The organism is Thioalkalivibrio sp. ALE30, from assembly GCF_000377465.1.
In the GTDB taxonomy this organism is placed as follows: Bacteria; Pseudomonadota; Gammaproteobacteria; order Ectothiorhodospirales; family Ectothiorhodospiraceae; genus Thioalkalivibrio.
In genome coordinates this window covers 599,775-622,828 of the sequence record NZ_KB898168.1, presented here as the reverse complement: position 1 = coordinate 622,828, position 23,054 = coordinate 599,775, and the positions used below count along the sequence as shown (strand labels likewise).

The following is a 23,054-nucleotide window of genomic DNA, read 5'->3' as shown; positions in this document are numbered from 1 at the left end:
ACGGCACCGCGATCGTTCAGTCGCGACTGCCCGGACGGGTATACCAGAACCAGCTGAGGCGGCGGGAGCGCAGGCTCCAGGGGAGCAGCAGGACCTGCAGCACCACCAGGATGTGACGGCCGGGGTGAAACCAGTCCGCCTTGCGCCCGGAGGTCAACACGGGGGTGTCCAGGATTTCCACGCGCTGGCCGTGTGCCCGGCCCCAGCGGCGCAGGGCGCGCGACAGGAAGACCTCTTCCCCGGCATACACAGCTTCGCTGAAACCGCCGACGGCGGTGAAGGCCTCGCGGGTACAGAAGACGTAACAGCCGGCGGCCAGCTTCAGGCGCGCCGCCAGCGCGTTCCAGGCGCCGGCACCCCAGCGGTAGATGTGGTGATTCAGGTGGTCGAAATCTACTCGGGCACCGCCGCCGCAGACGCGGCCGCTATCCAGTGCCTTCAGGGTGGCCTGCAGCAGGTCGCGATCCGGCCAGGTGTCGGCGTCCACGAACAGCAGGTCGTCCCCGGTGGCCGCCTCGGCGCCGGCATTGCGGGCGCGGCTGATCCTGCGTTCCGGCTCGAAGACGACACGACAGCCGGCGCGCTGCGCGATCTGCGGGGTCGCGTCCGTGGAGGCGTTGTCCACCACGATGATCTCGCTGGGGCGATCGACGGCCGAGAGGGCGTCCTGAACGGCCGCCAGGGTTCGTGGCAGCCATTCGGCCTCGTTCCAGGCCGGGATGATGACCGACAGGGTGGGTGCGCGTCTCACGCAGCGGCCAGGGGAGCTCTGATCAATAGGTCGCCATGTGGGGATCGACCTCGCGTGCCCAGGCATCAATGCCGCCGGACAGGTTGATCACGTTGTTGAACCCGACCCGCTGCAGAAAGCCGCAGACTTGCTGGCTGCGGACGCCGTGGTGACAGATCACCACGATCTCGTCCTCCGGATTCAGGTCCTGGTACGCCGTCGGGATCTGGCCCATCGGGAGCAGTTGCGAGCCCTCGATGTGGCAGTGCCGGAATTCCCAGGGCTCGCGCACATCCAGCAGCTTCGGCGGGCTCTTTGCCTGCGAGAGATAGTCGTGCAATTCCCGGGGGGACATCTGGCGCATGGTGGTGAACCGTGACTGGGGAGTGACTCAGGCTGGCCTCGGGAGTGGCGCATTGCAAGAGGCGGGATGCACGCCAGGGATTGGCATGTTGCCTGTGAACCGGCCAAGCCCGGCTGTCGAACAGCAGGTGTTCCCGGGGGCACCGCAGCCGCCCGGGGGCGGATTTCAGCCCTTGAATTTCACCAGACGGCTGACCTGGATGTCGGAGATGAAGATCACGCCACTGTGCTGGTTGAAGAAGGGGGTGAAGCCCTCGAGGATCGGCTCGACCAGTTCCTCGGGTACGGCGGCGATGATCATGATCAGCACGTCGTCCTCGTTGAACATCAGATGGCCTTCGTGGAAGCCCTGGCTGCCCTTTCCCGAGAGGTTGCCCATGATGGTGTAGCCCTTGACGCCGGCCCGGTCGAGCAGATCGGTGGCAAAGGCCTGGTGTTCGCCCTCGAGAATGATCTCCAGCTTCTTGAGGGGATTCAGGTTCACGTCGTTCATGCGCGGGTCTCCTCCGCAGCCGTTGGATCGGTTTGTCCATGAGCGGCCCCGGGCAGCGGCTCTTCCAGCCACTGGCCGTCCGCGAAGCGATGGATCCGGTGGGTCTCGGGGTCGAGGATCACCACCAGGATCCATCCGTTGGTGACCAGGCTCCGGACCTTGGCGACGCCGTTGATCGCCGCCCGGGCCTGTTCAAAGGGCGCCTCGATGACCGCCAGCAGGCGGATCGGGTCATGGTATGGCCGGCCGTCGCGCAGTACGGTCTGGGCGGGGAGGCCGGTCCGCAGGTCACTGAGGTTGCCGGTGATGACACCGAGGCGGCACGCCACGTTGTGGTAGACCTTGCTGCCGCTGCCATAGTGTTCGTTGTCGACCGTGGAGAAGTAGTGCTCCATGTTGATCCACTGGGCGACCACCAGCGGGCCGGTCAGGATATTCGCGAGCAGACGCCCGCGCGGGTCGAGGCGATAGTCGTAGGAGTGCAGGAAGGTACGGCCCTCGAGGTCGCTGCCCTCGGTCAGGTGGCGGCGCCCGATGATGAAGCCCGCGTTGCGCGCCAGGCCCCATTCGGGCCGCACCTGGGCCCAGTCCACCGTGTTGCGCTGGGCCATCCGCGCGGCCTGGATGGGCTCGAGTTCCGGCCCGCCCTCCGGCGGCAGGGTCTGCAGCCGCTCCGCGGCGGTGCGGCGCCGCGCTGCCTGCAACCCGTTGCGCAGGCGCTCGAGGTAGACGAGATGACTGGCCGGGAGCAGATCCAGGTCGTGCAACTCGATCGCGTCGCTGGTCGTGTTGTGGAATGCCGGCAGGAACCAGGCATCGTCCGGGATGTGGATGCCCTCGTGCCGCAGGCGCCGGCGAACCTCCGGCTTGTTGCCCATATGCGCCAGGACGCGGGCACTGACGAGGCCGTGACTCCCGCCGCAGGCACCGCAGTCGAGGGCGGACTCGTAGGGATTGTTGTGCGACTGGCTGCCGTGCCCGGTCAGGATGATGAAGCGGGAGAAGTGTTCAGTGAGCCCGATGGAGCGCAGCGCCTGGGCGACGAAGTAGGTCTGCTCGTCGAGGGAGAAGCCGATGCGCCCGAGGCGTTCGAGCTGCATCTGCGCATACGAGCGATTGATGCGGTAGCGCTGTTGCAGGGTCTGGATAAAATCCGCCTCGGCGCGTTTGCCAAGGGCGAAAGCCTGCGCGAAGTGGGTCTGCCCCGTGTGGCGCCCCAGGGCCGCCTCGCGCAGTTCGCGGATGATCGCGTCGGTGATCGATTCGCGCTCGATGCCAAACTCCTTGTGAATCGCCTCCACGATGATGACCCGCTGCAGCGCACGAACGACCGAGTCCGCCTGTTCGCGGGTGAGCTTGTCGACCAGCAAACGGGTGGACGGCTTGTCCGATTCGATGCGGTGGCGCCAGCGATTGTAGAGCCGCGGCGCGAGGGTCTTGCCGACCATGTCGAAACCGAAGAGCAGGCCAATGGCCTCGACCGTGAAGTAGGGCGACAGGACCGAATGCTTCAGGTCGTGCAGCAGGTGTTCCGCCGAGGAATACAGATCCGTCTCCAGTTTCTCGGCGCCGGTCGTCACCTCGAGGACCAGGTTCTTCGGGGTCAGCAGTACGGGACACAGGTGATCCTCGCTACCCTTGCCCAGCGCGATGAAGCTGACCGGGACACCGAAGAATCCGGCGATCCCGTAGGTCTGGTAGTCGCCAAGCGTCTCGAGCTGGCGGCGAATGCGTTCCGAGCGCACATCGATACAAAACAGCATCTGCGCAAAGGGGCGCTTTTCGCGGGGTGGCGCGGGAGTCGGGTTAAGGCGTGACAGCAGCGCGCGGCGGTAGGTTGTCTCCATGGCCTCCAGCCAGATCATGCCCTCGCGCCGTTCGAATGCCTCCAGTTCCGTCAGCACCTCGGCCAGGCATCCCGGCGAGAGCCCGCGGAAGGCATTCGGTGTGCCGGCGCGCTGTGCCAGTTCTTCGAGGGCACGTGACTGGGTCCCGGCTTCAGCCTGGCGCTTCTCGGGGATGTAAGCCCCGATGAGCCGGGCGATTTCGGCCGGCCGACCGCGCGCCACTGCGTCCTCGACGGACTCGGCCCGAGTGGGCAGCACGGCGCCGGTGAACAGTTCGTGGCGCAGGAAGGATTCCGCCGGGCGCTCGGTAATCCGGGCCTCGAGTTCGAACCGGTTGCGTGGCATCCGACGGCGCCGCGCGTGTTCGCGGACCAGGGACAGTGCCAGCACCAGGCGAATCGCCAGGAAGTCGACCAGGTCCGCTGGATATTCGCGGGCCCAGTGATAGCGAGGCGCCCGTTCGCGCCAGCGGATAAAGCCGGCCCAGCCGTGCAGATGGGTGAGTTCGCGCACGATCAGCCCGGGCCAGGACGGCTCGGGGATGCCGAGTTCGTCGAGGACGAAGGCGATGATGCCCTCCGGGGTGTCGCTCTGATCCAGGATTTTCTTGATGTGCAGGCCGCGCAGGAACAGCCGCAGGTTGCGCTGTGCAAGCTGGCTCCAGGCGGCGAACAGGCCCTGTTCGCGCCCGGGCATGGGCCAGGCGGACTGGCCCTCGTCGAAGAAGTCGAGGCAGGTCTTGATCAGGAGCTCGTCCAGGGTCTCGGCGATGCGGGTGTCGTAGAGGTGGTCCAGCGCCTCGTAGAGCGGCCGCTCCGGCGGGAACGCCCGGCGCAGGATGTCCTCGATGCGTTCCACATCCACGCCGTCCCCCGCGGATGGAACACCGCCGGCGAGGATGGCCGCCACGTCCTCCGCCGCGGCCAGCACGCACGGTCGACGGGCCGGTTCGCGACAGCGCGTGAGCAGGGTATGGATCAGCGCGTGGCCACCGGTGGCCTGCAGGGCTGGATAGCCACCAAGCGCCCGGTCGATCGCTGTGTCCAGCGCATCCGGGTCGATGCGGCCATCGGCGAGCAGCCACTGGTAGTCGGCGCGGGCCAGGAAGCCGCGCCCGTGGAACAGGGCCCGGCCACGCTCGATCGCCTCGGGGAAGGGGTGGTCCTCCAGCCCGTGCAACGGGTTGTGGTGGATGAAGGTGCGCATGGGCCAGAAGTTGGGGATCGGCTCGGCGGCCATGTGCACCATGGAGCGGATCTTCAGCTGGCGGCCGAGGGAAAGGGTCACAGCGCACCTCCGGTCCAGATGAGCCCGGCGCCTGTCAGGGCCACGACGAGACCGGCGAAGCCCCATGCGCGGGGGGCCGTCAGATCGGCAGCCACGGGTCCGCTGCGCGGACCGAATACCGTGCCCTGCAGCAGACGGGCCCCCGCCCAGCTCCATAGCAGCCAGATCAGCAGGATGCCAATGGCGAAGCCGACGGGCGCACTGCCCAGTAGGGTCAGCAGGGCGAAGAAGCCGGGGAACAAGGGCAGGGCCATTGCCGCGAGCGTTGCCACCACAATGATCCCCGAGAGGCGCGGCAGATCGCGTGCCAGACCGCCGTGGAGCCCCGTGTAGGCGGCTCCCAGGCGTCCGACGAGGGCTTCGTGCACCACCAGCATCAGGACAGGGGCGGTGGTCAGTGCCAGCGTCACGGCGACGAGATCAACCGGCGCGGGTGTTTGCAGGGCGTAGAGCCAGACCAGGGGCCAGGCGGATACGGCCAGCATGGCGTTCCAGCGCCCGACCTCGCGCACGGTCAGCATCCGGAAGGCGTAGAACAGCGCACTCATCACGGCCCAGGTCGCGAGAATCGGACCTGGCTCCAGTTCGCCCCAGAGGATCAGGACGACCCCGATCTGGGGCCAGACGACGACGAGTGCGAGCCGTACCGGCAGAGGCTGGGTGCTGACGGCGAGCCGCGTGAACAGCATCGTGGCCGGGAAAAGCGGCAGGAAGAAGGCGGAGAGTATCAATAGAAACACCGACATGTCAGCGCCACCTCAGCCAGATATTGAGGCGTCTGGACAGGGCCAGCAGCCGGTCCGTGACACGTTCGTGGACGTCGGCTACATAAAGCTCGCGCGACAGCAGCGAGTACTGCATCAGCCGTGCGCCGGCCGGCAGCTTGTCCATCGGGCGCTGGCGCGTCCGGCTCAGATAGGCCCCGATCCAGCCGAGGACGAACACCACGGCCAGCAGGACGACCAGGACATCGAAGGTGAGCTTGTCGATACCCGCCGCCGAGTAGAGTGCGTCACGGAATGCGGCATCCGGATAGAGGAAGGCCTCGAAGGTGTGGCCCACGAGGACGTAGCCGATCACGATCACGGCGAAGGACAGGATGATCAGGGCCATCATGCGCAGCGGATTCTCGGTATCGAGCCGCTGGGCGGTGAAGAGCACCTGGACCCCGGTGATCCAGCCGAAGAACAACAGCACGATCGCGCCCTGTTGCTGGAAGAAGCGCTCCGCAACCCAGGCATGTGCGCCGACCAGGATCACCAGCGGCACGATCAGCGTGACCGCTCCGATGATGAACCAGGGCACGCGTGCGGGGGCCGATTTGCGCTCCACGAGGAAGTCGTAGAGAGGCTCGTTGGGAACCCCGTCATGGCGGCGCGCGGCCCCGATCACGTTGCCGGCTCCGAGGAACAGGGTGCCCTTGAACAGGCCGTGGGCGATCAGATGAAAGATCGACAGCGCGAAGGCGCCGGCACCGGTTTCCATCACCATGAAGCCCATCTGCCCCATGGTGGAGTAGCCCAGCGACTTCTTGATGTCGTTCTGCGAAAGCATCATCAGCGAGCCGATCACGGCGGTCAGCAGGCCCACGATGAAGAGCAGATGGAGGACCTCGCTACTGTGGACAAACACCGGGGCGAAGCGGTTGATGATGATGCCGCCGGCGTTGACGATCCCCGCATGCATCAGGGCCGACACGGGCGTGGGCCCCTCCATGGTGTAGGGCAGCCAGGTGTGCAGCGGGAACTGGGCCGACTTCGCGAAGGCGGCCAGCGCTACCAGGAAGGCCACCGTCCCGGTGACGGGCAGCCCCATGACGGTGCGGGCATCGGGGCTTTCGGCGATACGGTCGAAGAGGGTGGGGAGGTCGAGTACGCCGTAGGCCTGGAACAGGATCACGGTGGCCAGCACCAGCGGCAGGTCCCCCAGACGGTAGGTGATGAACGTCCAGAAGGCGTAGCGCTGCGCGCGCGGCGGTTCGGTGTTGTGCGTAAGCAGGAAGTAGAGGACTACCCCGATCAGGTGCCAGCCGATCAGGAGGGTGATCAGGTCGCCGGCCATCACCATCAGGAGGATGGATCCGGTCATCAGGTCCAGCAGCATGAAGAAGCGGGCGTACCCGGGCTCCTCGAACATGTAGCGGATCGAGTAGACGTGCACCACCAGGCTGATCCCGGCCACGACCAGCGCCATGATGGCGCTGAGCGGGTCCAGCTGCAGGCTGCCCCAGCCGTTGGCCAGGCCCATCCACTGCGGCCCGGTGTCGCCGGTGATGTAGAGCGCCAGCTGGAACGCGGCGATCCCTACGACGATGACGTTGATCCCCACGCTCAGGTGCGCGACCCGGTGGCCCAGCCGGCCCGCCAGGAGGTGCACCAGCAGTGCTGCCAGAAAGGGCAGCAGGGCGATCAGCCACTGCAGTTCCATCATTGTCCCACCCCGCTCTTTCGGGTAACGCCCCGCGTGTTGCGGGTCGTCCACCTCCGATCGCGTCCTGCCCGAGGCCTGCACGGCGCCCAGCTTGGGAAAACGCCGGGAGCACTACCGAGGCGTCATCGAAACCCGGTTGCTACGCTAAAAGTACGGGTCGGGGGCATGATTGCGCAAACGGCGCATTCCCGGGAGCTGGCCCGTGGAAAATATAGAAGGAGATGCGTTGCGCCGCACCTGAGGGCTGGCTGTAGGGGCACGATCGAAGGCGTTCCTACGAACACAAGGAACGGAATGACTCGCGAAGCCAGGTACTAATCGGGCACGAGGAGCCCAATTGGCGTAATTCGGGTTTGTCACAGGAGTGGCACGAGCCCTGAGCCAGAACGAAAAAGGGACCAGCGACTGTAAGTCACGGATCCCTTTCTCCGAAATCTGGCGCGCCCGAAAGGATGGCGGCGACGCGGTACGTGTTGACCTCCCGGCTGCCGGCTGTGGGCTGACACGTTCCTCGCTGCGCTCGGGGTCGAACCGTATTGTTGAACGGAGGTTCGAATCCTTTGTGCTGGTCCAAACGAAAAAGGGCACCCGAATGTGGGTGCCCTCTCTCAGGAATATGGCGCGCCCGGAAGGATTCGAACCTCCGACCTGGTTCGTAGCCAGAGCAAGGGTCGTTGGTGCGCGTAGGCTAAGGAGGATTTAGAGCGGCGCCAAATGGCACCGAAAACCCATAAGTGTCGGATACTACTAGTGTTCGCCGTCCCCGAAGCATAACGCGATAGGCCGACTTGGGCCGACGAGGCGCGTTACGCTTAGAGCCAATCGGGCGTTCGCCGTCACGGGGACTGGCACAGGCCTTTTCCTCCCGGATGACCTTCTGGCTAGGGGTACACACTCAGGGCAAGAGCCTCATGAAACAGATCAACGTCCCCGTCACGCGCTAAAAGCTCTCAGTCGCTGCAGTTCAATCATCTTCTCACCTCGATCTGCGCGGTCCCGGACGCCTCGAGTGGCCCTGTCAAAGGGTGGCGAAGTAGCCCGAAACCATACTTTGTGTTCACCTTATGGCCGATAAACGAATGAGGGCCGGGGGTTACTGCGGCTATGCGTAATTGAAGTCGAAAACGTCAGGAAACCATCAATGACCAGAACCGAGCCCTCGGAGCCGCAAAGCCCGGCCGTCACCGCAGTCGTATTTGTCGGCATGGCCCTGATTCTGGTCGCCGAGCGATTCACGCAACTGGGATTCGCGCACGGTTTTCTCTACGTCCCTCTGATTGTTTTGGCCTTCTATGCGGGTGGAGGGCGCCTGCAAACAGCGGTGACGGTGTTGGCGGTAGCCGCTATCTGGATTGGGTACGCGCTGTCGCCGGCTGCGCCTGAAGGCTTTTCTACCGGGTATGTCGTCGCGAACCGGTTTGGGGCCACCGCAGCAGTTCTGGCGGTCTGGTTCGTCTTCTACTATCACCAGTCCGTATTTGAGGAGGAGCGCAAGCGGCTGGATCAACTGCGCAAGGAACGGGAGCGCTACGAGCAGATCGCGGATGTGATGCCCATCCAGGTCTGGACCGCGAGACCCGATGGTGAACTCGACTATATCGGGGCCCAGTTCGCGCGTTTTTCCGGCGCGTCGAAGGACGACTTTCTGCGCGCCTGGCGCGACTCCCTGCATCCGGCGGACCGAGCCTCCACGCTGGAGCAGTGGGGCCATTGCGTTGAAACCGGTACGCCCTACCTGCGCGAGGTGCGGCTTCGCCGCGCGGATGGGGAATATGTGTGGCACCTGGCGCAGGCAGTTCCACAAGTGTCTCAGGATGGAACGGTCCAGCGCTGGCTGGGGTCGGCGATCGAGATATCGGCGCTGCGGCAATTGCGTGAAGAGGCCCATGCATTGCACCGGCGCCTGAAGGAGACGGTCGAGAGCATCACGGATGCCTTTTTCACGGTCGATCGGGAATTCCGCCTGACCTATGCGAATCGGAAGGCGCGAAGTCTGCTTGAGCTGTCCGGTGAGTCGGAAGAACGCGTATCCATCTGGGGCAAGGAGCGGTTTTCACCGAGTAGTGCGTTCGGGGTGCAGTTTCGACGCGCCATGCGTCGCGGAGAGGCGGTGAGCTTCCAGGCGCATTTCGATCCCCGGGGGGTATGTCTGGATGTGCGGGTCTATCCATTGGAGGGTGGCCTGACGGTGTACCTGCTGGATGTCACCGACGAGCGCCGGCAACAGCAGGAGCTCAAGCTGCTGCAGGCGGCGGTTTCGCGCATCAACGACGTTGTCCTGATCACGGAAGCCGAGCCGATCGATCATCCGGGTCCGCGAATCGTCTTTGCCAACAAGGCCTTCGAGCAGCGCACGGGCTATACGGTAGAGGAAGCGGTTGGCAACACGCCGAGAATGCTTCAGGGCCCGGGTACCCAGCCGAAGGAGCTGCAACGCATTCGGCGTGCCCTGGAGAAGTGGCGTCCGGTGCGCGCGGAGCTCCTGAACTACACCAAGGCCGGCGAGGAGCTGTGGCTGGAGTTGGATATCGTGCCGCTGGCCGACGAGACGGGCTGGTACACGCACTGGGTCTCCGTCGAACGCGACATTACCGCCAAGCGCGCGCTCGAGCAGGAGTTGATGAAGGCGCAGCGCATGGAGGCAACCGGGCATCTGACGGGGGGGCTGGCGCATGATTTCAACAATCTTCTGACCGTGATTCTGGGCAATGTGGACCGTCTGGAAGAATGCCTGTCCGATCAGCCGCAACCGGCTCGGCTGCTGCGGGTGATCGAGCAGGCCGCGGAACGTGGACGCAACCTCACCCAGAGCTTGCTGGCTTTTGCCCGGCGCCAGACGCTGATGCCCGAAACGCTGGATTTCCTGGCCTTGCTTGAAGAGATGCGCCCGATCCTGGAGGCCTCTCTGGGGCAAAAAAGCCGACTGGTCATCCTGCCGCCGGAGGGATCATTGCGTCCGGTCCACATGGACCGAAGCCAGCTTGAAAGCACGTTGTTGAACCTGGCCTTCAACGCCGCCGATGCCATGCCGGAAGGGGGCGTGCTGGAGATCGGGACGCGCAATGCGCCCTCGGGTCCAGGAGGACGGGCCGGCCCGGACGACGACCATGCGGATTTTTTGGAGGTCACGGTTCGCGATACGGGCACAGGGATCGCGCCGGATGATCTGGACCGGATTTTCGAGCCGTTTTTCAGTAACAAGGGTACAGCGGAGGGTAGCGGGCTGGGTCTTAGCATGGTGTTCGGCTTCCTCCAGCAGTCGGGAGGATCGATCCAGGTTGCATCGGAGGCGGGGTTCGGGACGACCTTTACCTTGCGCCTGCCCACATCCAGCGAGCCGGTCGAGCAGGCTGGCGCACCCGTCCCGAATGCCCTGGAGCAGGGCTGGGGGCAGGTAATCCTGATTGTGGAGGATCATCCGGAGATCCAGGAGCTTGTAACCAGCATCGTGCGGGACGCCGGATTCCAGACACGGGACGCCGAAGACGCCGAGAGTGCGATGGATATCCTGCGCAGCGATGCCCAGATTGACCTGCTCCTGTGCGATGTCGTGCTGCCGGGGCAGTTCTCGGGGGCCGATATCGTAGCCCTGGCCCGAAAGGTGCGGCCGGATCTCCCGATTCTGATGGCCTCGGGCTATACGGGCGACGAACCCATGCTGGACCCGACCGATGCCGACATGCCGCCGGTGCTGCGCAAGCCGTACCGCAAGAGACAGTTATTGGCGGCGATTCATCAAGCCCTGCACCCGCAATCCGGGTAGCGTGTCAGTGGCCCGTAGGGGGAGGTGGCCCCGATCGAGCGGCTGGTGACTTTGCCTATACCCACTGGTGGGGTCCGCTCGCTCGGGTCACTGGGACGTATAGGCCGGATCCAGATCCGTTTCCTCGTTGGTTAAAAGCGCCTCCGCGTTGGTCGCGGGCTGGATCTGGGAATAGGACGCACCCATGAGGTGCTCCACCTGGTCATGCTCGATTGGCTTGGCCAGGAGTGAGCCCTGGAGTTCATCGCAGCCCAGATGCACGAATTCGCTCACCTGCGTGGGGTTCTCGAGGCCGCTGGCGATGACCGACAGCCCCAGGTCATGGGCCATGCGTACGATCGCCTGTATCGAGCGTGGGTCATGCAGCTTCCCGGAGGAGTAGCACAGCGCCTTTGCGTCGAGCTTGATGGTATCAATCGGCAGCGTGCGCAAATGGGTAAGGGGGACGTGCTTGCCATGGAAGCTGTCGACGATGCAGCGCATCCCGGAGGCGCGAAGATGGCGCAAATAGCGTAGTTGTCGACCCTTGAGGGACATCACGTGGCGTTCGTGAATCTGCAGGCCCAGCGTCGCGAGGGAGAGGTCATGCGTTCGGAGCTGTCGCGCGACCTCTCCGAAGAAGGTGTGGTCATGCAGCATGTGAGGGTGAAGATCGAGGTAAACGGCGGGCTCGCATTGCTTCGCTTTCCATTCGGACAGCCGCTCCACGATGTCCTCCACCACCCAGCGGGCGAAGTGCTGGATCATTCCCGCGTGTTCGATCAGGGGCAGGAAGCGGTTGGGCGGGATTGGCCCCCGGATGGGGTGATGCCAGCGGGGCAGTGCCTCGAGCTTGAGGAATTTGCGGCTGCGCAGTTCCAGTACGGGTTGATAGACCACCTGGATCTCCTGGTCCTCGATGGCCTTGGCAATTTCGCCCAGTAGCTGGGTGTCACCTTGAAACGATCCGGTTCCCCCATGGTAGTCCCCTTCCGGTTCGGCCATCAGGGCATCGCGGGCGCGCGCCAGAAGCCGGCTCGCGGCGTCGCTGATGTCCGGGGCAGGGGGTGCGGTACCGCCCGCAGCGCGCGGACCGGGATCCCGCGGTTCCATGCGCTCACTGACCGTGCTGGAAACCAGCTCGGTATGAACCTCCAGACCGTCAATATTGAAGGGGGTTTCGCGCACCGAGCGCAGGCGTTGTGTCTGTTCGGCTGGGTTCCAGGGTATGTCCGAACTGTTCACCACCGAGAGTGAGTCCGGGGCCGAACGGCTGACGAAGGCGCCCGCCGGCATCACAAGGCGAATGCGCTCGGCCAGGACCTGCATGACCTCGTCCATGCGTCGCGTACCAAAACGCTGCTGCAGACCCTTGAAATTGGCGACCCGCACCTCGGTGACGTTTGCGTACTGGTCGCGGCCGGTCGTGCTCCTCAACAGGACTTCGACGTGTTTCTGTGCGGATTCGTAATCAGGACCGCCGGTGGTCGGATCGAGCCCTCGCAGTTTGTTGACGCGGCCCTCGAGATTGGAGACCGCGCAGGAAAGCATTCCCACCAGGACCCCGATCACGCCCAGCCAGATCGCGCGAATGCCCCAGTCAAGCCAGAGCCAGGCGTACTCCGGTGATAACGACCAGGCCGAATACGGGGCGATGAGCCCGGCAGCGAAGAGCGCCGCCAGGAATCCCCCCACGATTCCGAACGCCAGGGCGGCAAGGATCACGGGGGCGAACAGGAACAGCGTGAAGGTGCCCTGCTGGCTGGCATCGACGTACAGAAAGGCGAGACTGCTGACGAAGACCAGGGCCACCAATGCGGCGGATTCTTTGGGGTTGCGACGCAGGGCATGAACGAGGTCGGTCATCCCCGAGAGCGACGGGTTCCAGTAGCGCAGACGCCGTACTTGTTGCAGCCAGGGGCTCATTCCCGGTTCTCCAACGCTTGCGCGGTGCCCTTCGGTGGAAGATCGACCCGAAGTGGAACAATTTCCCCGCGGACGGGGTCTGGTGGCCCGCCTTGGCGCGAGCGGGAGGGGCCCAGGGGCCGAGCGGGGCCACGGCCCAGATTTTGACGTCCTTGCGGCCCGAACGCGCTATAGGCGGTGCTCGTGGCGGGTCTGCTCCTGCGAAGGCTGGTCATCTCGAGTCTCCGTGTCTGCGAATGCTCGACTTGCTCCCAGCTTGAGGTGGCCCCCCGCGATCCTCCAGCGATCTTTGTTCCAGTATGGGGGGAAGAACCTGGCGTCAGCGCTGCTCCATGGCCCTGGGCGAACCCTCGGCGTCCGGGGGCAATTGTGCGGGGTCGATACCCGCCGCGATCGGGTTGCGCAAAAGGACGGGGTCCTCGACTCGTCCGGGCTTGAGGGTCAGGCCTTCGGCGTTCAGTGCCTGCTCGATACCTGCGTCCAGTGCCTCGATGGCTCCGAGGGCTTCCAGGCGGGTGCGGAACTCCCCGATGCAGCGGCCCTCGACCGAGGATTCCGTGCCGCAGAACGCTCGGAACAACGGGATCTCGTACAGGGCTTCTTCCACCGCAGGATCGGTATAGGAAAACCACCGTTGCAGGCAATAGATCCGCAGGTGGGTGTTCAAACCGGCGGGAAACGGATCGTTGCCCACACCCACATCGGTCAGATGTTGCAGCAGCGTATCCCACGGCAGGATGCGTTCGATTCGGTCCAGAAAGAGGGCGCGATGGGTCATGCAGGCCGGATCATCGGTCAGTGGGCGGGGCCAGGTGGGCAGGGCCATCGTGTTGTGTGCCTCGGTGTTGGGAAGGGTGGCGGGAAGGTTCTTCAGATTTGTGAATCGGGGGGGCAGGGGCAGGCGCACGACGGCTCGGGTGCCGCCGCCGGTGGAGGTGAGTTCCACACTGCCTCCACGGGCCTGAACCAGCGCCTGTACCAGTGTGAGCCCCAGTCCGAGGCCACGCCCTTGCTCCTTGGTGGTGTAGAACGCGTCGAACAGCCGAGCGTGCGGGACGTCGGGCAGTCCGCAGCCGGTATCCTGGACCACGAGGGTGGCCCTTGAACGGCCGTTCAGGGCCTCGAGGGCCGTGGTAATCCAGATGGTGCGTGGCTCATTCCGTCCCCCGGCGGTGCCGACCGCGTCCAACGCATCGCGCGCATTGGACACGAGGTTCGCCACAACCTGTTCGAGATCGCCGCGTGCGGTCTGGATGGGAGGAAGGTCCTGAAACTGGCACTGGACCCGGATGTGACGCGTTTCCAGCTGTTGCCCCATAAGCTTGAGGACATGCTGGACGGCATCCGTTACCCGGACGGGTTGGGGGCTTCCCGGGGCGCTGGTGAACAGCCTGAGCAGGCGTACGAGTTCGGCTGCACGGTCGGTCTGCTCCATGATGCGTTCGAGGCGAGCAAGGACATAGGACTGTGGCTCGTCACCCGAGGATTTCCTCAGGAATTCCTCCGCGTTCTCGGCGGCAAGCTGAATGACCTGAAGGGGCTGGTTGAACTCATGCGTCAGGCCCTGCGCGGTCTGCCCCAGTGTGGCCATGCGCGCGTGTTCGAGCAGGCGCTGCTCGTTGGGCCGGGCGACGGTTACATCCAGCGCAATCCCGGTGATCGCGCGGGACCCGTCAGCCTCCCCGTCGCATACAGCGAGCCGTTCGTGTATCCAGCGCAGCGAGCCGTCGGTAAGCCGGATGCGATAGTCGACAGTACACCAGCCCTGGTCGCGCAAGGCCTTGAGCGCCTGTTCGATGCGTGGAACATCTTCTTCGATGGCGGCGCCGAACCAGTCTTCGGGAGGTTCGTTCCGCCCGGTCAGGGAGAAATAGCCCTCGCTCACGGAAGCCGACTTTGGCCGACCGTGCTGCGGCAGCCGGCCCGTCCACAGAATGACCGGGGTGGGGAGTTGGGTCAGGCATTCCAGTTGCGGCCCGAACGCTGCAGCATGGCGACCGGGGTCGGAATCGGGATCGTGTTGGCTGGGGTCGCGTACAGCGGGATCGAGGGTTCCGTCGAAAGAACGGATCAGCCAGCCGGCCGCCAATCCGGCCCCGAGTCCGCTCAATACGGCCCAGGGACTCCCTGAAGGAATCGATACGCCGACGACCGTATCCATGAACCACGGAATGGCCAGGACCACGAATGTGGCGATCAGTGCAAGAAACGCGGCGGCGCGTAGCAAGCGGGTGTTCATCCGTCCGCCTGTGCCATGGCGGCTACGAATTGACAGGCCTTGCGCAGCGGCGAGCGGGCGCAGGCGCGGCGAAAGGCGTCGCGAATGGCTTCCCGTGATGCGGGCTTCTCGAGGTGCTCGGCGCCGTGTTCGAACGCGTGCTTGTCCAGGATCTCCTGACCATGGCTGGTCAGGATGACCGGAATGGGGGCGACCTGGCGTTCGATGAAGACAGGATGCTGCAGGAGTTGCAGGCCGTTTCCGTCGGGCAGGTCGATGTCGATGAAGATGACGGCGACATCGTCGATGTTGGCCAACTGCCATTCGGCATCACTGATGGTGGAGGCCAGCCAGCAAGTGATGCCTTCATCCGTGAGGATCGCCGACATCTCTTCGCGGATGTCACGGTCGTCATCGACGATCAGGCACCAGGGCGACGTTTCGGTGTGATTGACTCCTGCCGCAGGAAAAACCGGCCCCGCATCCAGCTCAACGTCTGTCGCACGAACGTGGCGGTCGGGTATATCCCCGTCCGGGGAAGGGGGCGCGGGTACGTGACAGGAAGCTGCGCACTGGGTGGCGGCTTCGATGGGGATCGGGTGGCCGAGCAGATACCCCTGGGCTGCCGCGAACCCGAAGCGCTGGGCCATCTGCAGCATGTTCTGGTCCTCGATGCCCTCGATAACACTCTCGATAGCGCGGTGGTTGCAGAGAATCGCGATATCCCGCAGCAGAGCCTGGCGGCGGCGGTCACTGGTGGCATTGCGAATGAACCAGCTGTCGACCTTGACCTCGGTGAGGGGCAGCTGAGCCAGTCGCGTGAGACCGGCCGAGCCCGCGCCGAAGTCGTCCAGGGAGATTCCGAAACCCGCGATTCGTGCCTGGGCCAGGCCCATGCGCTGTGAGGCGCTGAGCGAGGGCGCGTTTTCGGTGAGTTCGATCATCAGCGCGTGAGGGGGAAGGGCGGCCTCCGTCCACGCCCGCACGAGATCGCCCGGGAAGCGGGGATCACCGAAGATTTCGGCCCCGGCGTTGATGGAGAGCCGCAGCTGGTCGCCAAAGCATTCTCGCAGGGCGGGCGCCTGACTCAGGATGCGGCGGAAGATTTGCCAGAACATGGGCCACGCGAACTCGGGGTTGTCCAGATAGGGGGCGAATGCGGCGGGCCTCAGGGTTTTCCCTTGCTGGTCGTCGGTCAGTCGCGCCAGGGCCTCGAACCCCAGCAGCTTCCCGCTGCGAAGGCAGTACTGGGGCTGAAGATACGGGTTGAGCTGCCCCTGTGCGAGGCGTTCGGAGAGTTCCTGCCGGCCAATGGTGGCAGCAAGCTCGTCTCGGGGACGAGTGGAGGGTTGATTTTCCAGCCGCTGAAATAGATCCAGCAGGGATGTACGCCGGACTGGCTTGCCGAGCGAGCCGAGGACGTCGAGCCCGAGTTCCCAGGCGACATCGCCTGCGGCATTCAGGATGTCCTCGTTCAGGCCCGACAGAAACGCCACGGCCGGTGCTGCCGGTCCCATGCGTCTGAGCTCAGTCAGGAGATCGAGCCCATCGCCTTCCGGGAGTTTCAGATCGAGCAGAATCAGGTCGTAGTGCATTGCGCGGAGACGGCGTCTTGCCTCGGCGAGGCCCGAGGCACCATGGGCGGCGATCCCGTGCTGGCAGGCGCTCTCCACCAGCTCATCCCGAATTTCTCGGACGTCGTCCACCACCAGCATGAGGGGCGCCCTGGGCACAGTGGCAGGATGCGAGGTGTCCAGTAGCGTCATGCGGCTCTCCGGGGCTTTCGATGCGTATATCTCTGCGGGTTCAGCATACTCAAGTGCCCACCGCGGGGAAGCCGCTGAGTGAGTAACTTCCGCCAAAATGGTGCCTTTGTGGAAGCCGGCCGCTTACACCCTTTCGAAGGGGGCGCCGCGGGGCCTGGCGTCCCCCGCTGCGTGCACGGAATGCGACCCTCGGTGGCCATGGGCCAGGACTCATGCGGGTCCTCCCAGAATGAAAGATGTCGCTTTGACGGGTGGAAACCTGGATGGTGGATTAGACTCCCAGATTCCAATGTCCAGAACTGGCCACGGTTGATTGCCCTGAATGAATACGACCCCTCCATCCGAAGCGGCTTCGGAGCCTGTCGCGCTTCTCGTCGACGATGACCCCGATGTGCTCGAAGAGCTCCTGGGGTGCCTCGCGCTTACGGATGTCCCTTGCGTGTCGGCAAGGAATGGCCGCGACGCCCTGCGCTGGTTGCAAGGGCACCACGGGATTCTGGTCGTCGTCGTCGATCTTCGGATGCCGGAGATGGATGGATTCGCGCTGATCCGCGCAATTAGGGACACCGCCAAAGAAGGGGCGCGCCCACGCATCATCGTGATGAGTGGCTACCTGGATACCGATTCCGCAGTGACGGCCCTGCGTCACGATGTGGACGATGTGCTCAGCAAGCCCGTCAGCAGTGCAGACCTGAACGCAGCGGTCGGTCGTGCGATCCGGAGGGCCCGTGAAGACCGCGAGAGAAGTGGATTTGTCGAGAATGTCTCGTCGGCGATGGAGCAGTTGCGCAAACAAATGCTCGACATGGACCGGCAGCTGAAGGCGTACGGCGCGGCAGGTCACGGCGATGAAGGCGATGCCTCGGTATCGGAGGGTGGGCACCTCGCGAATGAAGAGATGCTGGAGCGAGTCAGTCAGGTGCTCGAGCATCAACATCGCCGGCTGCAGTATTTTCCCGCCGATCTGTTTTCCGATCCTGCCTGGGACATGCTGTTGGATCTGATGCACAACCACCTGACGGGACATGCGACGTATGTCTCCAGCTTGGCCGTGGGCGCCCGTGTACCTTTGACGACAACTTCGCGCTACCTGGAAACGCTCGAGCGCCTTGGGCTGACGATGCGCCACCAGGATCCCGGCGACCGGCGCCGACTCAGGGTATCCCTGACCGACCAGGGTCTGAAGTCGATGCGTGCCTACCTGGCATCACTTTGACGCTTCGTGCGGGCCGTAATGTAGCTGGTGGAGTGGGGGGCGGACCGGGTTGTCTGGTCCAGATTCGAATCCGTTGTGCGGTAAATGAAAAAAGTACCCGAACGTGGGTGCCTTTTCTCTCGGATATGAGGTGCGCGGAATAGGGGCCTATGGCGCGTTGTGGCACAGGTTGGTCACAGAATTGGCCTCAGGACTTCCGAAGCCACAAAAGAAAAAGGGACCAGCGACTGTAAGTCACTGATCCCTTTCTCTGGAATATGGCGCGCCCGAAAGGATAGCGGCGGCGCTGCGCGTCTTGCCCTTCCGGGTGTCGGCCGTGGGCCGACACGTTCCTCGCTGCGCTCGGGATCGAACCGTATTGTTGAACGGAAGTTCGAATCCTTTGTGCTGGCCCAAACGAAAAAAGGCACCCGGCTGTGGGTGCCTTTTCTCTGGAATATGGCGCGCCCGGAAGGATAGCGGCGACGCTGCGCGTCTTGCCCTTCCGGGTGTCGGCCGTGGGCCGACACGTTCCTCGCTGCGCTCGGGATCGAACCGGATTGTCGACGGAGGTTCGAATCCTTTGTGCTGGCCCAAACGAAAAAAGGCACCCGAACGTGGGTGCCTTCTCTCTGGAATATGGCGCGCCCGGAAGGATTCGAACCTCCGACCACCTGGTTCGTAGCCAGGTACTCTATCCAGCTGAGCTACGGGCGCATCGTCTGAAGGCGCGCATTATCGCGATTGGTCCCGGGGGATGCAAGCCATCGGGACGGATTCTTTGTTTTTCGGCCCGTCTCAGCTCCGGGGGATGGGGTGGTAGGGCGTGCTGCGTACGCGGTCGTGCTCGACCATGCGGTAGTGGACGAAGTCGTCCTTGTCGTGGAAGTGCAGGAAGGGGTTGCCGGCGTCCTGTTCTTCCAGTGTGGATTCGGCTTTGTCGGCGTAGTTGTGGCCCGGGTGGATGCAGGTATGCGCCGGCAGGCCTTCACGCAGCCCGTTCAGGGTATGGAACATCTGTTCCGGGTCGCCGCCGGCCAGGTCGCAGCGACCGCAGCCGAAGACGAACAGGGTGTCCCCGGTGATGAGGTCGTCGCCCGCGGGCATGTGAAAGCAGGCAGAGCCGGGCGTGTGGCCGGGCGTATGCAGGAAGCGGATCTCGGTATCGCCCAGGCGCATCGCATCGCCGCCGTGGTGCAGCTCCGGGCGTTCCAGTTGCTTGCCCCAAAATTCGGCCTCCGGCTTGAGCAGGTGTAGCCGGGCATTCGGGTATTGCTCCAGGATGGCCTCGACGCCGTTGATGTGATCGTGATGGCTGTGAGTCAGCAGGATGTCGGAGATCTCGACGTCGTTCTCCCGTGCCTGACGGATGATCGCCTCGGGCTCCCAGGCGGGGTCGACCACGGCGCCGCGGTGACTGGCGCGATCCTCGATCAGGTAGACGAAGTTCTCCATGGGGCCGAGTTCCTGGCGGTGGATGCGGTAGGGCAGTTGGTTCCGGTCCATCGGGCTCTCCGTGAGTCGTTGGCGCTTTGGTATGGTCTATCGGGTTCCTATCCTGTGCCGAGAAGGAGTCCGATGCCAAATTCCGAAAGTTCCCCTGCCGATTCCGCTTCCGTCGATGCGGAGGCGGACTGGGAGGCCCGCTATCAGGCGGGCTCGACCCGCTGGGATCGCGGTGGGCCCAGCCCCTCGCTGGAGCAATGGTTGCAACGCACCGCCCTGAAGCCGGGGGCCCGTATCGTGGTGCCCGGCTGCGGGTTTGGCCACGAAGTCCCGACCCTGGCGGCACGGGGCTTTCGCGTGATTGGACTGGACGTGGCGCCAACGCCCGTCGAACAGCTGCGGAGCGATCTGGACCATGCCGGCCTGGAAGCCGATGTGGTTCAGGCCGATATGCTGTCCTGGCGGCCGGAGGCACCGGTAGACGGGGTTTACGAGCAAACCTCCCTGTGTGCCCTGCCGCCCGCTCAGTGGCCGGCCTATGAACGCCAGCTGCACGCCTGGTTGCGCCCGGGCGGTGAGCTGTTTGCGTGCTTCATGCAGACCGGCCGGGAGGGTGGGCCGCCCTTCCATTGCGCGCTGCCGGCCATGTGGGAACTGTTTCCGGCGGATCGCTGGGACTGGCGTGACGAGGCGGGTCGCACCGATCACACCAACGGCAAGTACGAGCTTCTGCACCGCCTGATCCGGCGTTAGTGCAGGCGGGGCAGATTGCTTTGATCGCGGGGTATCTCCCGTCGTCCAGTGCGGGAGAGCGGGTGAAGCGCGCCAGCATGATCTAGATTTCGGTAAGGAAGGATTCACATGCCGCCCCGGCCGGCGAACCCTTCCGTCCACCCGAATCAGGAGAGCGCGATGAAAGTCTGGATGCTGGTGTTGCTGTTGATGCTGCTGCCGTTGCCTCTGGCTGCGTCGGATTCCACCGATGTGGAGGAGCTGGATCGCGAGACCCTGCAGCAGATGGTTCGACACAGCGTGGAGCTGGTGCGCATCGAGGATGGCGTAAGCATTGATGACGCTATCGAGTCGATGAAGCTGCGGGCCAACCTGCGCAATTTCCAGGAGGTCGCGGATCTGCCGCTGTCCGAGCAGGTGCGGGCGATGGGGGGCGAGGGCAACTACATGCGCATCCTGGCCTTCTGTGATGCGCTGATTGCCAATCAGATGGTGCAGCACGACATCATCTTCGCCAGCTTTCTGCCTTGCCGGATCGCCGTGGTGGAGGACGACGAGGGGCAGGGCTGGATCGTGACCACCAACATGGACATGATGCTGCACGCGACGGACCTGCCCGAGGACCTCGAGGCGACCGCGCGCGAGGTCCGCGACACGATCTACAGCATCGTCGAGGCGGGCCGTACCGGCGATTTCTGAAGCCCTGAACGAGAAAGCCCGCGGCATCCAGAGGTGTCGCGGGCTTCTGGCCTGAGCCAGCCGTCGTCTTCGCGGGTTGGGGCGGGTTAGCCGTTCGCGACCTTGCGCTTGATCATCAGCGTGCCGTCCGCGCGCGGACCGGAGGCCTTCGGGGACCCCGTGCCCTTGCCGGCGGGGCGTTTGCCCGGCGCCGCATAGGCCGGGCGCTTGCGGTTGGCCGGGGCCGGGCCGCGCTTGGCGGGTGCCGGCTTGCCCATGGGCCGCGACTTCCGGGCCGCCGGCTCGGACCGCTCATCGCGGGATTTGCCGGGCTTGCGCGCGGGGGCGGGCCGTGCGTCGTCCTGGTGGGCCGACTGGCCGGGGCGGGGCGCCTGGCGGGTCAGCTCCAGCTTGCGATTCGCGACGTGGATGTTGCCCAGGCGGCGAATGGCAGCCTCGTCCAGCGAGGCCGGTAGATCGACATGGCTGTGGTCGTCGCGCAGCCCGATGCGGCCGATGTCGCGGCCGTTCAGCCCGCCCTCATTGGCGAGTGCGCCGACGATGGCGCCCGGTGCCACACCGTTGTTGCGGCCCACGGGCATGTAGTAGCGCACCATATCCGCTTCCGGCTCGCGATCCTTGCCGCGTGAGGGGCGCTCGCCTCGGGGCTTCGCGTCGCGACGACTGTTGCCGCGGTCGGTATGGGGCGCGCGGGCGGCGGCCAGCAGCGGGTCCGTACCCTGACGGGCGTTGGCATCCAGCGGGCTGTCGGCGGTGGCGAGGGCGACCAGGGCCAGGGCCAGGTCGCGTTCGGATACCGTGCCGTCGGCCAGCAGGCGCTCGACCAGGGCGTCGTGCGCGCTGGCCTGTTCACTGCCCAGCAGGGCCTGGACTTGTTCCGCGAAACGCGCCTCGCGACGGGCCTGCACGGCCTGGCGATCGGGAAGCGCCTGCTCGCGGACCGGCTTGCCGGTCAGGCGTTCGATGTCCTTGAGCATGCGGCGCTTGCGCGGCTCCAGGAACAGGATCGCGCGGCCCTTGCGCCCGGCACGGCCGGTACGGCCAATGCGGTGCACATAGACCTCGGCATCGCCGGGGGCATCGAAGTTGAAGACGTGGCTGATGCGCGGCACATCGATGCCGCGGGCGGCGACATCGGTCGCAACGATCACGTCCAGGCGGCCGTCGCGCAGGTCGCTGACGACGCGCTCCCGTTCGCCCTGTTCCATGTCGCCATTCAGGGCCGAGGCCTTGATGCCGGCGAGGCCGAGGGCGTCGGCGATCTCCACCGTGGAGGCCTTGGTGCGGGCGAAGACCACCGCGCCATCCAGGTCTTCTTCGGTTTCCATCAGCCGGGTCAGGGCCTCCAGCTTGTGGCGGGCGTCGACCAGGCAGTAGCTCTGGTCGATATCGGTGCCGGCCTCGTTGCCGGCACCAATCTTGATCTCTTCCGGCTCGCGCATATGGCGATGCGCGATACGACGAATCGGACCCGGCATGGTGGCCGAGAACAGGGTCGTCTGACGCGCTTCCGGGGTCTGCTCCAGGATCCACTCGATCTCTTCGACAAAGCCCATGCGCAGCATCTCGTCGGCCTCGTCCAGCACCACGACCCGCAGGGCCTCCAGGCTCAGCGTGCCCCGCTTGATGTGGTCCACCACGCGGCCAGGGGTGCCGACCACGATTTGCGGGCCCTTGCGCAGGGCGCGCAGCTGCTCGCCCATCGGCTGACCGCCGTAGACGGGCAGCACGTCGATGCCGTCGAACCCGGAGGCGAATTCGGTCAGCGCGCCCGCGACCTGATTGGCCAGTTCGCGGGTCGGGGCCAGCACCAGTGCCTGGGGCACGCGCTCGCCGGCGTCAATCAGGTCGATCAGCGGCAGGCCGAAGGCGCCGGTCTTGCCAGTGCCGGTCTGGGCCTCGCCCAGGACGTCGCGGCCTTCCAGCAATGCAGGGATACAGGCGGCCTGAACCGGGGTCGGGGTGGTGAAGCCCATATTCGACAGGGCACGAACCAGCGACTCGGAAAGCCCGAGCTGGGAGAAGGAGGGGGAATCGGACATTGGGGGGTACTCACACAGGCCGGAAACAAAGGCCCGGCGAAAATCGGATGGCAACTGCCAACCCGGCATCATACACGAATCGAAGCCCTAACAAGCGAAAACTTCGGGACTTTCTTGGGGGCGTCCCTGCCTGGCAGT

At 64.9% G+C, this 23,054-nt stretch carries 15 protein-coding genes and 1 tRNA gene; 4 read left to right on the top strand and 12 right to left on the bottom strand.

The genetic code is table 11. The annotated features are described in order from the left end of the window. Positions 1 to 16: 16 nt before the first annotated feature. The 6 genes from D107_RS0102810 to D107_RS0102785 all read right to left on the bottom strand — a co-directional run bounded on the left by D107_RS0102810 (position 17) and on the right by D107_RS0102785 (position 7,150). Positions 17 to 751: a glycosyltransferase gene (locus D107_RS0102810; protein ID WP_018880728.1), complete on the bottom strand. Its 735-nt coding sequence runs from the start codon at positions 749 to 751 to the stop codon at positions 17 to 19. Positions 752 to 773: 22 nt separating this feature from the next. Continuing rightward, positions 774 to 1,094 (bottom strand): rhodanese-like domain-containing protein, encoded by a 321-nt coding sequence (locus D107_RS0102805; RefSeq protein WP_018867363.1) that lies wholly within the window; start codon positions 1,092 to 1,094, stop codon positions 774 to 776. A 165-nt stretch (positions 1,095 to 1,259) separates the two neighbouring features. Further along, a complete protein-coding gene (locus D107_RS0102800; protein ID WP_018867364.1) occupies positions 1,260 to 1,586 on the bottom strand; it encodes a P-II family nitrogen regulator in 327 nt (108 codons plus the stop codon). Further along, positions 1,583 to 4,720: a DUF2309 domain-containing protein gene (locus tag D107_RS0102795; protein ID WP_018880727.1), complete on the bottom strand. Its 3,138-nt coding sequence runs from the start codon at positions 4,718 to 4,720 to the stop codon at positions 1,583 to 1,585. Before D107_RS0102795 ends, D107_RS0102800 begins: the two co-directional genes overlap by 4 nt. Then, positions 4,717 to 5,466, bottom strand: a complete 750-nt coding sequence (locus D107_RS0102790) for a hypothetical protein (protein ID WP_018880726.1) — start codon at positions 5,464 to 5,466, stop codon at positions 4,717 to 4,719. The genes D107_RS0102795 and D107_RS0102790 overlap by 4 nt, the downstream gene beginning before the upstream one ends. A 1-nt stretch (position 5,467) precedes the next feature. Continuing rightward, positions 5,468 to 7,150, bottom strand: coding sequence for an NADH-quinone oxidoreductase subunit L (locus tag D107_RS0102785; RefSeq protein ID WP_018880725.1), 1,683 nt, complete (start codon positions 7,148 to 7,150; stop codon positions 5,468 to 5,470). Positions 7,151 to 8,291: 1,141 nt separating this feature from the next. Here D107_RS0102785 and D107_RS0102780 point away from each other — a divergent pair. After that, positions 8,292 to 10,913 carry a PAS domain-containing sensor histidine kinase gene (locus D107_RS0102780; RefSeq protein WP_018880724.1) on the top strand — a complete coding sequence of 874 codons (2,622 nt, stop codon included), beginning with the start codon at positions 8,292 to 8,294 and terminating at the stop codon, positions 10,911 to 10,913. A gap of 87 nt (positions 10,914 to 11,000) precedes the next feature. Here the strand turns inward: D107_RS0102780 and D107_RS0102775 are convergent, their stop codons facing one another. The 3 genes from D107_RS0102775 to D107_RS0102760 form a co-directional block, all read right to left on the bottom strand. After that, a complete protein-coding gene (locus D107_RS0102775) occupies positions 11,001 to 12,758 on the bottom strand; it encodes an EAL domain-containing protein (protein ID WP_018880723.1) in 1,758 nt (585 codons plus the stop codon). 379 nt (positions 12,759 to 13,137) lie between these two features. After that, positions 13,138 to 15,057 (bottom strand): ATP-binding protein, encoded by a 1,920-nt coding sequence (locus D107_RS13265; RefSeq protein WP_081619343.1) that lies wholly within the window; start codon positions 15,055 to 15,057, stop codon positions 13,138 to 13,140. Next, complete coding sequence (locus D107_RS0102760; protein WP_018880721.1) at positions 15,054 to 16,802, bottom strand: EAL domain-containing protein; 1,749 nt, start codon at positions 16,800 to 16,802, stop codon at positions 15,054 to 15,056. Before D107_RS0102760 ends, D107_RS13265 begins: the two co-directional genes overlap by 4 nt. A gap of 322 nt (positions 16,803 to 17,124) precedes the next feature. On the opposite strand from D107_RS0102760, the gene D107_RS0102755 reads away from it, so the two are divergent. Next, positions 17,125 to 18,018: a response regulator gene (locus D107_RS0102755; RefSeq protein WP_018880720.1), complete on the top strand. Its 894-nt coding sequence runs from the start codon at positions 17,125 to 17,127 to the stop codon at positions 18,016 to 18,018. A gap of 619 nt (positions 18,019 to 18,637) precedes the next feature. Here the strand turns inward: D107_RS0102755 and D107_RS0102750 are convergent. Then, a tRNA-Arg gene (locus D107_RS0102750) sits at positions 18,638 to 18,714 on the bottom strand. 81 nt (positions 18,715 to 18,795) lie between these two features. Further along, a complete protein-coding gene (locus D107_RS0102745; RefSeq protein WP_018875347.1) occupies positions 18,796 to 19,503 on the bottom strand; it encodes an MBL fold metallo-hydrolase in 708 nt (235 codons plus the stop codon). A 72-nt stretch (positions 19,504 to 19,575) separates the two neighbouring features. On the opposite strand from D107_RS0102745, the gene D107_RS0102740 reads away from it, so the two are divergent. Together D107_RS0102740 and D107_RS0102735 are read left to right on the top strand one after the other, a co-directional pair. Beyond that, positions 19,576 to 20,196 carry a methyltransferase domain-containing protein gene (locus D107_RS0102740; RefSeq protein WP_018877777.1) on the top strand — a complete coding sequence of 207 codons (621 nt, stop codon included), beginning with the start codon at positions 19,576 to 19,578 and terminating at the stop codon, positions 20,194 to 20,196. 159 nt (positions 20,197 to 20,355) lie between these two features. Continuing rightward, positions 20,356 to 20,874, top strand: coding sequence for a DUF302 domain-containing protein (locus tag D107_RS0102735; protein ID WP_018875348.1), 519 nt, complete (start codon positions 20,356 to 20,358; stop codon positions 20,872 to 20,874). 86 nt (positions 20,875 to 20,960) lie between these two features. Here D107_RS0102735 and D107_RS0102730 read toward each other — a convergent pair whose 3' ends face one another. Further along, positions 20,961 to 22,916, bottom strand: coding sequence for a DEAD/DEAH box helicase (locus D107_RS0102730; RefSeq protein ID WP_018880719.1), 1,956 nt, complete (start codon positions 22,914 to 22,916; stop codon positions 20,961 to 20,963). Positions 22,917 to 23,054 lie beyond the last annotated feature (138 nt).